Raw genomic sequence first — 12330 nt, 5'->3', positions numbered from 1 at the left:
AATATTGATGTTGGACAAGGACTACGGAAAGAAAATCATGAATGCTTATTATCAATTACTGAATAGAACAATTGGTCCTCAAGGTGAAGTTATTGCTCATTATTGCTCAACTGTTCATGCACAAGGAGCTTGGAATCCTCATGAACAGCACATGGCGCCTGCAAGTGGTGTAATCGCAGCAGAGTTAGAGCAATTTTCACCACGACAAGATATGCGAATTGCTCGAATTAGTTTTGATATTTTTGGATTGATTGCCTTTGGTGAGTTTACGATTAAGACGCATGTGATTCGCGCCGGTAAAACCATTGAACTGATTGAAGCTGAAATGCAAGCACAGGGTAAAACATGCATTGTGGCTAGAGCATGGCGCATGTGTACTCAAGATAGTTCAGATATTGCTGGGCTTGAAGATCAGCCAGTTCATCATCCAGATACCTTTACAGAATGGACGGGCATGAAAAGATGGCCGGGTGGTTTTATCCAGACACTCGTCACTAAAACTGATGATCAGCATCGTGCGGGTAAAGGTATTGTTTGGCTCAATAATGATATTGAAATCGTGGAAGGGCAACCGACCACAGATTTTGCGCATTTAATTGGTATGATCGATACCGCAAACGGCATTGTACCAAGACAAGAAGGTGAATTTACGTGGGGCTTTCCAAATCTTGATTTACAAATCCACATGCACCGTTATCCACAAGGGAAATGGCTAGGTTTAGAAACCGTTCAGCAATATGGTTCGGATGGCATTGGTTTAACCAGTGCAGTTTTACATGATGTATATGGCCCATTTGGACGAAGCGAGCAGATTTTAACTTTACGTAAAATGACTAAGTAAATTTTTGAGCCAATAAAAAAGTCATCCCTAAGGATGACTTTTTATTTTCAGATTTAAATTTTAAGCAATTTCTTAGCTACGTACTTTAATGAGTGTTGGAGTAAGGTCATCCCAACGTTGTTTTGCAGCATCCATTGCTTTCATTTTGATATGACCATAACCGCGGACTTCTGCTGGTAATTTTGCAATTTGCTCAGCAACTGCCAAGTTATGATTGTCTGGTGCTTCAACAAGTGCTTCAACAAATGCGATGTAACGATCACGCCATGCTTGTTCGTGTTGACGTTCTTCTTGACGTGCAAATGGATCAAGGAAAGTTTCACGAAGCCATTGTAAGCGAGCAAGCATCATCATTGGGAAGCGCATCCAGTAACCAAACGCACGTTTACGGACATTCTTCAGCCCACCAAGTAACGCTGGCGGAGCAAGGTGATACGTTAAACGTAGGCCTTTACCGAACTGTGTTTCAATCGATTCTTTGAAGCTTTTACCTGTTAAAAGACGTGCAACTTCATATTCATCTTTATACGCCATGACTCTATAAAGCTGAGTTGCAATCGTACCTGTTAATTCTTCAGGTAACTTTTTAGCAGCTAATTCTACAAGCGTACGGTATTTAGCTGCATAAGCTTCATTCCAATAGTCTGTTAGACGAGCACAACGGTCTTCAACAAGTTCAGCTAAAGTTTGCGGAGTTTTGGTTTTTGGCATTGCCGCAACTAAGCGTGCAGCTAAAGTTGGGTCACTTGCAAGATGACAACCCACACGGAAAGCTTCGAGGTTCTTTTCAACAGCCGTACCATTTAAACGAATTGCTTTTTCAATACTTTCACGCAGTAATGGAATACGACCAGATTGCCATGCCATACCGAGTAATAACTGGTTGGTATAGATTGAATCACCTAAGAGCTGAGTTGCAATTCGAGCCGCTGGCAGAGAAACCAGTTGACCTTGACGAACACGACCACGGAGACGATCAATTAAATCACTAATAGGCGCATACCAGTCACGAGATTTAATAAACTCAGAAGTAGGAGTGCTGTCTTCATTCACAATAACCAAAGCATCATCTTTTAAGCGAGATAGAGCAGCGCTACCACCAGCGACTACCGCATCTGCACCAATCAATAATTCACATTGACCTGCCGGAATTTTGGTAGAAGAAATTTGTTCATCACTTGCTGCAAGTTGTACGTATGAATAAACCGTACCACCTTTTTGCGCAAGTCCAGCCATGTCCATCACACGGGTCGCTTTACCTTCGAGGTGAGCTGCCATACCAAGCAGTGCACCAATAGTCACAACACCTGTACCACCAATACCACCGACCATAATACGACTTGGAACGTCATATAACTGAGGAATAACTGGTGATGTCGGCCAGCCTGCACCAATACCTTCAAATTTAGCTGGACGTTTCATATCACGTGTATGAACAGTCACAAAACTTGGGCAGAACCCTTCGGCACAAGTAAAGTCTTTATTACAGCTACTTTGGTTAATCTGACGTTTAGTACCTAAAGCAGTCTCTACTGGTTCAATCGATAAACAGTTTGATTTTTTCGAACAGTCGCCACAGCCTTCACAGATATCACTGTTAATGTATAAACGTTCAGCTGGGTCGGGGTAGGCATCACGTTTACGGCGACGACGTTTTTCACTGGCACAGGTTTGTACATAAATTAAAGCGGTGACCCCTGTAATTTCACGAAGCTCGCGTTGAACTGCGTCGAGCTCATTACGGTGGCGAATTTCTACGCCTGGTGCAATGCCGTCTTCTTCGTTTAATAGTTTAACTTCATCAGTAACAATGACTTGTTTTTTAATACCTTCAGCAGCAAGCTGACGAGTTAACTGTGCAACGCTCAAATGACCATCTACATGCTGACCACCTGTCATAGCGACTGCATCGTTATAGAGGATTTTGTAGGTAATATTGGTTTTTGCAGCGATAGACTGACGAATTGCTAAGTAACCTGAGTGGAAGTAAGTTCCGTCACCAAGGTTCGCAAAAATATGTTTTTCATTGGTAAATGGTGATGCACCCACCCAACTTACACCTTCACCGCCCATTTGAGAGAACGTTTCAGTACCGCGGTCAAGTGAAACGGCAATATAGTGACAACCAATACCGCCTAATGCACGGCTACCTTCAGGAACTACGGTTGAAGAGTTATGAGGGCAACCACTACAGAAATAAGGTTTACGTTCTGCAAGATCAATAACACGTTTTGATTCTTGCTCTGCTTTTAGCAGTAAGTCGATTCTGCTTTGGATTTGTGCTTTTAAGTTTTCTGGAATATCAAGTTTTAAGAAGCGAGCAGCCAGCATTTTTGCAATCGGTTCAGGCTGATATTCATAGTGACCAATGAGCGGTGCTTCTTCAATAGAAGTACTCCATTCGCCTTTGCCGTCAGTTGCTTTACCAATCACACGAGGACGTTTGTCATCAGGCAGTGAGTACAGCTCATCTTTAATTTGTGTTTCAAGAATTGGACGTTTTTCTTCAATAACGATTAGCTCTTCTAAACCTTCGGCAAATTCACGAATGCCTTGTGGTTCTAAAGGCCAAATCAGTCCAACCTGATAAACACGTAGCCCAAGCTGTTGGGCAGTTTCATCTTCAATACCTAAAATGCGTAAGGCTTCAATGGTATCTAAATAACCTTTACCACTTGCGGCAATACCAACACGGGCATTTTCACAAGGCCATGTAACAGTATTGATTTTATTGGCACGGGCATAGGCCAAAACAGCAGGTAAGCGATACTTATAAAGGCGTTCTTCTTGTTGGATACCATGATCGGGCCAACGAATGTTAACGCCACCCTCTGGGAAATTGACATCTTCAGGTATAACCGGAGTAACACGGTCTAGGTCGACATGAACTGACGCAGAAGTCTCTACAATTTCACTGACCAACTTCATTGAAGACCAAACGCCAGAAAAACGTGAAACGGCAATGGCATGAACACCAAAGTCTAAAATTTGTTGAACGGATGTTGGATAGAAAATTGGAATACCACAACCAATCATGACATGTTCAGACTGGTGAGGAATTGTAGAAGATTTACATGAGTGGTCATCACCAAATAAAGCAACAACACCACCACGTTCAGAGGTACCAGCTAAATTAGCATGGCGGAGTACATCGCCTGAACGGTCAACACCCGGGCCTTTACCATACCACCATGAAGACACTCCATCATATTTGCCTTGGCCTGAAAGATTAACTTGTTGGGTACCCCAAATAGCGGTAGCAGCCAAGTCTTCATTTACGCCAGGTTGAAATACAACATTATGGGATTTAAGTAATCCTTGAACTTGCCAAAGGAAACTATCATAGTTACCAACAGGAGAACCGCGATAACCAGAAATAAAAGCAGCAGTATGATAACCATTCATCGCGTCACGGCGAGTTTGGGCAAGAGGCAACCGAACAAGTGCCTGAATGCCGGTCATATATGCTGTACCGTTATCACTTACATATTTATCTTCAAGTGACACATCCTTTGTTGCAATAATATTTGGAGTGACTTTTGTAGCTATATTCATTTATATCTCCTTAGAATTTTTAGTAGCTCGGACTACTTTCTTTTTTCAACATCCAGTTGAATATTTGGAGCAAGTGACATACGAAATAAAAAAAGATCGGTTCCTCTTCTTAAAAAGAATTAGTGCCAATGTATGTACATTTAGTCATTGTGGTTGAACTAAACTGGTGCAACAATCCGTAATTTAGGAAAACATATTTACGTTATGCGCAAAAATCTCGATGGTGGACTATTGCATGCAATGCATGCATTCCTGAAAGTGATTGATAGCGGGAGTTTCACAGCAGCAGCTGAGCAGATGGATCTGACCACAGCACAGGTTTCACGTCTTATCAGCGAGCTAGAAACACGCTTAGGTACAAAATTAATACAACGCTCAACGCGCCAGCAGGCACTGACCGATATTGGTGCGACTTATGCAGAGCGCTGTCGCCAAGTCATTTCAATGGTGGATGAAGCAGAATCAGAAGTAACAGGGACGGCATCTAAACCCAAAGGACGTTTACGTGTGTTAAGCATGGGAAGCTTTGGGCATCATTATGTTTTTCCAGTGATGGCCGAGTTTTGTAAGCATTATCCCGAATTAACAGTGGAATATACGACTTCACAGTACGTTCCAGACTTGTTGGCAAAAGGGGTCGATGTCAGTCTTTATCTAACTGAATCATTAACAGATTCTCGGTTTGTTGCACGCAGAATTGGCACTATTTTTTCTGTTTTATGTGCATCACCTGCTTACCTCGAAAAACATGGTATGCCGAAGTCCCCTGAAGACTTAAAAAACCATGCCTGTTTACGCTTGGTAAACCCATCTATTACACCAGATTGGCACTTATTAAATACAAGTGGTGAGTCTTACCAAATCGACATTGGCGGACAACTCATTGCAGATAACCCTGAGTTATTACTAGATGTGGTGCAACAGGATATGGGCATCGCATTATTGCCAATGTTCTCGGCTTTAGACGCAGTACAAAATGGAAGATTATGTCATATCTTGCCAGAGTGGCGTTCGCCCGATATTGGGGTTTATACCTTATTGCCTTCACGCCATTTTATTGATGCCAAAACACGTGCATGGTTAGATTGGGTGGAAGAATATATTTCGCCAAGAATTGAAATGGATGCATCTTATTTTTATAAATAATGAGATAAATTTTTTAAGGACTAAGCTAGAAAAGGATGAAGAATAATACGGTTTAGAATAAAAATAGGGTAGAGAATGCTTCTTTTGAAAGAGGCATTTAATACACAGATAAATGATAAATTTTAAAAAAATTGCATGAGGGAATTAGTCCCAATTCCTGAATGAAATGAGATAAAGATGAGATAGGATGATCTGGTACTTAGCCTTATATTAAGCCTTATACCAGATGCTGAACTACTTTAATTTATGATTAGGCACACTTGGTTTGCCAATACGCATTTGCATAATTCGACAAGCTTTTTCGGTTTAATACGTTGCTAATATTTTGGCTGGCTTGCATCAGTTTCTCTAAGTCAATGCCAGTTTCAAAGCCCATGTGTGACAGCAAATAAAATAGATCTTCGGTCGATACATTGCCAGAAGCACCTTTGGCATAAGGGCAACCGCCAAGTCCTGCAAGAGATGAATCAAAAACACGAATGCCTTGTTGTAAAGACTGATAAATATTGGCAATCGCCATGCCATAGGTATTGTGGAAATGTCCTGCCAAAACCTTGCTGTCGAGTTCAGCGAGGCATGCTTGCCAAACCTTTTGAACGCGATCTGGTGTTGCGGTACCAATAGTTTCACCTAAAGACACCTCATAGCAGCCCATGTCATAGAGCCGTTTAACAACTTTTACCACTTGTTCAGGGGCAATTGCACCTTCATAGGGACAATCGACAATACAAGAGACATAACCGCGTACACGGATGTTATGCGCTTTTGCCGCGCTCATGACATCGCTAAATTTTTCAAAGCTTTCATCAATAGAGCAGTTGATATTTTTGCGGGTAAAACTTTCAGAAGCTGCGGTAAACACCGCAACCTCTTTGCATCCTACCGCTTGAGCAGTTTCAAAACCTTTGATATTGGGGGTGAGCAGGCTAAATTGCACATCAGTTGTTTGGGGTAACAGCTTAAATAGCTCATCACTTTGAGCCATTTGAGGTACCCATTTTGCCGAAACGCATGAACCGACTTCAATCGATTTCAGACCTGCATTAATAAGGTCATTAATAAAGTTTAAGCGTTGTTCGACAGTCAAAGCCTGCTTTTCATTTTGGAGGCCGTCTCTGGGACCGACCTCCACGATTTTGACAAACTCACTCATGCAACTTCCTCCTGAGCAGGCTGAAATTCCACAAGCTCGTCGCCAGCTTTGACCTGATCACCGACTTGGAAATAGGAGTCTACAATCACGCCGTCTTTAGGGGCGCGGATGGTATATTCCATTTTCATTGCTTCAAGCGTCATTAAAATATCGTCTTTCTTCACGCTATGATTTGCACTCACCAGTACTTGCGTGACCACACCCGGCATTGGTGCTTTTAGGTGGCCTTCATCGGCTTGGCTATCTGCTTGATTAAAGTCTTGGCGAATATAAGCAAACTTATAGTTCTGTCCATTTTGGAATAAGGTAATGCCTTGCTGACTTTGGTTAAAAGACAGCTTTTGCTTAGACCCACTAATTTGAACAGACGCCGTATGCGCATCAATCAATTGACCTGAAATCGGGTAGCTTTGACCGTTATATTCTGCGGTGAAGCCATCTTCATTTGAGGCAAATTTGATTTGGATATTCTGATTTAAATAATTCAGTTTAATACTGTGCTGATAAGCAATATTTAAACGCCAAAGTGGTTGAGCCTGCCAAAGCTGTTTTTGGCTTGAGCTGTTGTTATTAAGTTTACTTAGAAACTCAATAAATGCTGCTGCAACTACAAGTTCAGGTTTGATATCTTCAGGGCTAAACAAGAAGTTTTGTTCACGTTGAATCAGGTTGGTATCAAGCCTGGCTTGTTTAAACGATTCGCTACGAACAATTTTTTCAAGAAAAGCAATATTGTTGCCTAAACCATCGACATGGAATTGGCTTAAAGCGTGTTGCATTTGAATGAGCGCAGCTTCACGGTTTTTACCCCATACGATCAGTTTGGCAATCATTGGGTCGTAATAGGTCGTGATTTCATCGCCTTCAACAATACCACTGTCTACACGCACATACTGGTTTTGAGTTGGGTAATGCAAATAGTCAATTTTACCAATGGCAGGTAAAAAGCCTTTTTCTGGTTCTTCGGCGTAAATACGTGCTTCGAGCGCATGTCCATGAATCTGCAATTCGTTTTGTAGTTTAGGCAAAGGTTCGCCATAAGCCACACGAAGTTGCCATTCAACCAAGTCTTCATCTGTAATCATTTCCGTGACAGGATGCTCGACTTGTAGGCGGGTATTCATTTCCATGAAATACGCCGTACCATCTTGTTCTACAATAAACTCAACCGTACCTGCGCCCACGTAATTTACCGCGCGTGCAGCATCAATTGCAGCTTGGCGCATTGCATCGAGCTTCTCGCTTGGCATTTGTGGAGCAGGGGCTTCTTCTAACACTTTTTGGTGTCGGCGTTGTACAGAACAGTCGCGTTCAAACAAATGTACATAGTTGCCATGTGTATCGCCAAAAACTTGCACTTCAATATGGCGAGGTTGAATCACATAACGCTCAATCAAGACGTCATCATTACCAAAACTCGATTTGGCTTCACGTTTACAAGAAGCTAAGGCATGGAGAAAGTCTTCACTGCGTTCAACCAAACTCATGCCTTTACCACCGCCGCCAGCACTGGCTTTAATTAAAACAGGATAGCCAATTCGATCTGCCTGCTGTTTTAAAAAGTCAGCATCTTGGTTGGTTCCGTGATAGCCCGGTGTTAAAGGAACACCTGCTTTTTCCATTAAAGCTTTTGAGGTCGCTTTTAAGCCCATCGCTAAAATGGCATCTACTGGCGGGCCAATAAAGCAAATGTTGTGTTGTTGGCAAGCGAGTGCAAACTGGTCATTTTCAGAAAGGAAGCCGTAGCCTGGGTGAACCGCTTGGCTGCCTGTTTCAATCGCTGCTTGAATAATGCGGTCGGCTTGTAAATAACTTTGCGTTGCAGGGGACTGACCAATATAAACCGCTTCATCTGCAAGTTTGACATGTTGTGCATTTGCGTCTGCATCTGAGTAAACGGCAACCGTTGCAATACCTAATTTTTTAGCTGTGCGAATCACACGGCAGGCAATTTCGCCACGGTTCGCAATTAAAATCTTTTCAAACATGATGATCGTCCTTAATTGTTGTTATTCGAGTTAGAAACCCAAGCAGGCTCCTGTTTATTTAAAAAGGCACTCAGACCTTCTTTTGCCTCGCTACCTTGACGAACTTGAGCAATATGATGAGCTGTCTGTTGCAGCAAATCATTGCTCATGGTCTGGTTGCTCACCATTTGAATGAGTTGTTTTGAGGCCGCTTGAGCATGCGGGCCACCAAGTAATAGAGCATCAATAATTTCTTGAACTTTTTTATCTAAATCTTCGGCATCTGCAACTTCGTGTGCCAAACCAATATGCTTAGCATCACGTGCTGAAATCCGCTCGGCAGTTAAGAAGTAACGAGAGGCTTGTCTTGCACCAATTGCACGAATTACATAGGGGCTAATGGTAGATGGAGCAAGCCCTAAACGAACCTCAGATGTTGCAAACTTGGCATCAGTGCTGGCAATGCAAATATCACATGCCGACGCTAAACCCATGCCTCCACCAAAGGCAATACCATGCACGCGGGCAATGGTCGGTTGCTTAAGTGTTGCGAGTGCATCAAGCATTTGTGCAAGTTTTAACGCATCTGCTTCATTTTCTGTTGAAGATGCCTGACCTGCCTGCTTCATCCAGTTGAGGTCGGCACCTGCCGAAAAGCTTTTGCCGCGACCTGCTAAAACCACTACACGAATATCATCACGCGTATTAATTTGTTTAAAGCAGGCATGCAGTTCTTCAATGACTGTCGTATTAAAAGCATTGTGTAATTCAGGGCGGTTCAGCCAAACATAGGCAACCTGATCTTGTTGTTCGAGTTGTAAAAATTGATAGCTCATATACACCTCTTACATGCGGAACACGCCAAATTTGGTTGGCTGGATTGGAGCATTCATAGCAGCTGCAAGACTTAAACCAAGTACCTGACGAGTTTGAGCTGGATCAATTACACCATCATCCCAAAGGCGGGCAGAAGCATAGTACGGATGGCCTTGACGCTCGTATTGTTCACGAATTGGTTGTTTAAATTCATCTTCTTCTTGTGCTGACCACTCGGCACCTTTTTGCTCAATCTGGTCACGCTTTAAAGTCGAAAGTACGCTTGCCGCTTGTTCGCCACCCATGACTGAAATACGAGAGTTTGGCCATGTCCATAAAAAGCGTGGTGAATAAGCACGGCCACACATGCCGTAGTTACCAGCACCAAACGAACCACCAATAATCAGGGTGAGTTTTGGTACATTTGCAGTTGCAACTGCCATCACCAATTTGGCGCCGTTTTTTGCAATCCCTTCATTTTCATACTGGCGACCAACCATAAAGCCCGTAATGTTTTGTAGGAATAACAATGGAATATTGCGCTGTGTGCATAGCTCAATGAAGTGCGCACCTTTTTGTGCAGACTCAGAAAATAAAATCCCGTTATTGGCAATAATGCCGACTGGCATACCATAGAGTGAAGCAAAACCAGTAATCAGTGTTGAACCAAAGCGTGCTTTAAACTCGTCAAAACGCGAGCCGTCTACAATACGAGCAATCACTTCACGAACATCAAAAGGTTTACGTGCATCACTTGGAACCACACCATAGAGTTCTGATGCATCAAACAATGGTTCATCGACTTGTTTATTTAAGTCGTTTGGCTTTTTATTAAGGTTAGCGACAATGTTACGTGCAATCGCAATTGCATGTTCATCATTTTCGGCTAAATGGTCAGCCACACCTGAAAGACGTGTGTGAACATCACCACCACCTAAATCTTCACTGCTTACGACTTCGCCAGTTGCAGCTTTTACCAGAGGAGGGCCGCCTAAGAAAATCGTACCTTGATTACGTACAATAATAGTTTCATCGGACATGGCAGGTACATAAGCACCGCCAGCGGTACAGCTACCCATTACTACAGCAATTTGGGCAATACCAAGGCTCGACATGCGTGCCTGATTGTAGAAAATACGCCCGAAGTGGTCGCGGTCTGGGAAGACTTCATCTTGCATTGGTAAATAGGCACCGCCTGAGTCCACCAAATAAATACAAGGCAAGTGATTTTGTTCAGCAATTTCTTGTGCACGTAGATGCTTTTTAACTGTAAGGGGATAATACGTTCCGCCTTTAACCGTTGCATCGTTGGCAACGATCATGCAAGTGATGCCGTTGACTTGACCAACACCTGCAATCACACCTGCGGCAGGAACATCATCTTCATAAACGTTGTACGCTGCCAATTGACCAATTTCTAAAAATGCCGTGCCGACATCAATCAGTTGATCAATACGTTCACGAGGTAAAAGTTTGCCTCGAGCCAAATGTTTTTGACGGGCATTTTCACCGCCGCCTAACGCAATACGCTGGGCAACTTGTTTGAGATCTGTGACCAATGTTTGCATGGCTTGCTGGTTTGTTTTGAAGTCTTCGCTTCGAACATTAATCTTGCTTTGTAATTGGTTCATAAGATGCGTCCTTATTTATAATTATTATTTGGTTTCATTGAAGAGTTCGCGGCCAATCAGCATGCGGCGAATTTCAGAAGTTCCGGCACCAATTTCATAAAGTTTTGCATCGCGCCATAAACGGCCAGCAGGGAATTCATTGATATAACCGTTGCCGCCTAAACTTTGAATCGCTTCTCCAGCCATCCATGTTGCTTTTTCGGCAGAATATAAAATGGCACTTGCAGCATCTTTACGTAGACTGCGGTCATGGTCAGCTTTGTCACAGGCAGCACCAACAGCGTAGACGAGGGCTTTACATGCCAACCATGTTGAATACATATCGGCAAGTTTACCTTGCATAAGCTGGAACTCACCTAAAGCTTGGCCAAACTGTTCACGTTGATGTAAATAAGGAATTACCACATCTAAACAGGCATCCATAATGCCTAAAGGTCCGGCGCTTAAAACTGCACGTTCATAGTCCAAACCACTCATCAGTACTTTTGTGCCGTTACCGACGCCGCCGAGTACGTTTTCAGTAGGTACTTCTACATTGTCAAAGAACAGAGGGTATGTGTTAGAGCCACGCATACCGAGTTTGTCTAAATGGTTGCCGTGACTAAAGCCTTTCATGCCTTTTTCAATTAAAAAAGCAGTCATACCTTTCGCGCCAGCTTGCGGATCAGTTTTAGCGTAAACCACGAGTACATCTGCATCACCGCCGTTAGTGATCCACATTTTTGAACCGTTTAAAACGAAGTGATCACCTTTCTGTTCGGCACGTAATTTCATGCTAACAACATCAGAACCCGCATTCGGTTCAGACATCGCAAGGGCACCCACATATTCACCGGAAATCAATTTTGGTAAATATTTCTGTTTTTGCTGCTCGTTACCGTTACGGTTAATTTGGTTTACACATAAATTAGAATGAGCGCCGTATGACAAACCAATGGCTGCCGAAGCACGCGAAATTTCTTGCATAGCAATAATATGAGCTAAATAACCCATATTGGCACCGCCATATTCTTCAGAAACCGTCATGCCTAAAAGGCCCATATCTCCGAATTTTTTCCAGAGATGTGCAGGGAATTTGTTGTCTTGATCAACTTGTTGGGCAATTGGTGCAATTTCCTTTGCACAAAATGCTGCCACTGAATCTTGAAGCGCAATTAAAGTTTCATCTAGACCGAAATTCAAGCTGCGTAGGTTCATGATATCTTCATCCTATTGGTTATA

At 42.8% G+C, this 12330-nt stretch carries 8 protein-coding genes; 2 read left to right on the top strand and 6 right to left on the bottom strand.

Features of this window, described 5'->3' with window-relative positions; all coding sequences use genetic code 11:
- Positions 1-37: 37 nt before the first annotated feature.
- Positions 38-841, top strand: coding sequence for a thioesterase family protein (locus MKL51_RS09870; RefSeq protein WP_017481552.1), 804 nt, complete (start codon positions 38-40; stop codon positions 839-841).
- A 72-nt stretch (positions 842-913) separates the two neighbouring features.
- Here the strand turns inward: MKL51_RS09870 and MKL51_RS09865 are convergent, their stop codons facing one another.
- Positions 914-4396, bottom strand: coding sequence for an indolepyruvate ferredoxin oxidoreductase family protein (locus MKL51_RS09865; protein ID WP_017481553.1), 3483 nt, complete (start codon positions 4394-4396; stop codon positions 914-916).
- Between the two features lie 204 nt (positions 4397-4600).
- Between MKL51_RS09865 and MKL51_RS09860 the strand changes: the two genes are divergently transcribed.
- On the top strand, positions 4601-5542 hold the full coding sequence (locus tag MKL51_RS09860; protein ID WP_005069913.1) for a LysR family transcriptional regulator: 942 nt from the start codon (positions 4601-4603) through the stop codon (positions 5540-5542).
- A gap of 250 nt (positions 5543-5792) precedes the next feature.
- Here the strand turns inward: MKL51_RS09860 and MKL51_RS09855 are convergent, their stop codons facing one another.
- Genes MKL51_RS09855 through MKL51_RS09835 form a run of 5 tightly spaced genes read right to left on the bottom strand, consistent with a single transcriptional unit; the run spans position 5793 to position 12306 of the window.
- On the bottom strand, positions 5793-6695 hold the full coding sequence (locus MKL51_RS09855) for a hydroxymethylglutaryl-CoA lyase (protein ID WP_017481554.1): 903 nt from the start codon (positions 6693-6695) through the stop codon (positions 5793-5795).
- Positions 6692-8683 (bottom strand): acetyl/propionyl/methylcrotonyl-CoA carboxylase subunit alpha, encoded by a 1992-nt coding sequence (locus MKL51_RS09850; RefSeq protein ID WP_017481555.1) that lies wholly within the window; start codon positions 8681-8683, stop codon positions 6692-6694. The genes MKL51_RS09855 and MKL51_RS09850 overlap by 4 nt, the downstream gene beginning before the upstream one ends.
- A gap of 11 nt (positions 8684-8694) precedes the next feature.
- Positions 8695-9498 (bottom strand): enoyl-CoA hydratase/isomerase family protein, encoded by an 804-nt coding sequence (locus MKL51_RS09845; protein WP_017481556.1) that lies wholly within the window; start codon positions 9496-9498, stop codon positions 8695-8697.
- A gap of 9 nt (positions 9499-9507) precedes the next feature.
- Positions 9508-11109 (bottom strand): carboxyl transferase domain-containing protein, encoded by a 1602-nt coding sequence (locus MKL51_RS09840; protein ID WP_017481557.1) that lies wholly within the window; start codon positions 11107-11109, stop codon positions 9508-9510.
- Between the two features lie 24 nt (positions 11110-11133).
- Positions 11134-12306 carry an isovaleryl-CoA dehydrogenase gene (locus tag MKL51_RS09835; protein WP_017481558.1) on the bottom strand — a complete coding sequence of 391 codons (1173 nt, stop codon included), beginning with the start codon at positions 12304-12306 and terminating at the stop codon, positions 11134-11136.
- Positions 12307-12330: the final 24 nt, after the last annotated feature.

It is taken from the genome of Acinetobacter sp. AOR18_HL, from assembly GCF_027855145.1.
Classification (GTDB): domain Bacteria; phylum Pseudomonadota; class Gammaproteobacteria; order Pseudomonadales; family Moraxellaceae; genus Acinetobacter; species Acinetobacter pittii.
Note: the sequence above shows the minus strand (reverse complement) of the source record. Positions and strands in the feature narration are given on the sequence as shown.

What these genes read in the sequence shown, in the direction of transcription:
- MKL51_RS09870 (WP_017481552.1), top strand. Translation starts at nt 38, where the DNA reads ATGAATGCTTATTATCAATTACTGAATAGAACAATTGGTCCTCAAGGT.
- MKL51_RS09865 (WP_017481553.1), bottom strand. Translation starts at nt 4,396, where the DNA reads ATGAATATAGCTACAAAAGTCACTCCAAATATTATTGCAACAAAGGAT.
- MKL51_RS09860 (WP_005069913.1), top strand. Translation starts at nt 4,601, where the DNA reads ATGCGCAAAAATCTCGATGGTGGACTATTGCATGCAATGCATGCATTC.
- MKL51_RS09855 (WP_017481554.1), bottom strand. Translation starts at nt 6,695, where the DNA reads ATGAGTGAGTTTGTCAAAATCGTGGAGGTCGGTCCCAGAGACGGCCTC.
- MKL51_RS09850 (WP_017481555.1), bottom strand. Translation starts at nt 8,683, where the DNA reads ATGTTTGAAAAGATTTTAATTGCGAACCGTGGCGAAATTGCCTGCCGT.
- MKL51_RS09845 (WP_017481556.1), bottom strand. Translation starts at nt 9,498, where the DNA reads ATGAGCTATCAATTTTTACAACTCGAACAACAAGATCAGGTTGCCTAT.
- MKL51_RS09840 (WP_017481557.1), bottom strand. Translation starts at nt 11,109, where the DNA reads ATGAACCAATTACAAAGCAAGATTAATGTTCGAAGCGAAGACTTCAAA.
- MKL51_RS09835 (WP_017481558.1), bottom strand. Translation starts at nt 12,306, where the DNA reads ATGAACCTACGCAGCTTGAATTTCGGTCTAGATGAAACTTTAATTGCG.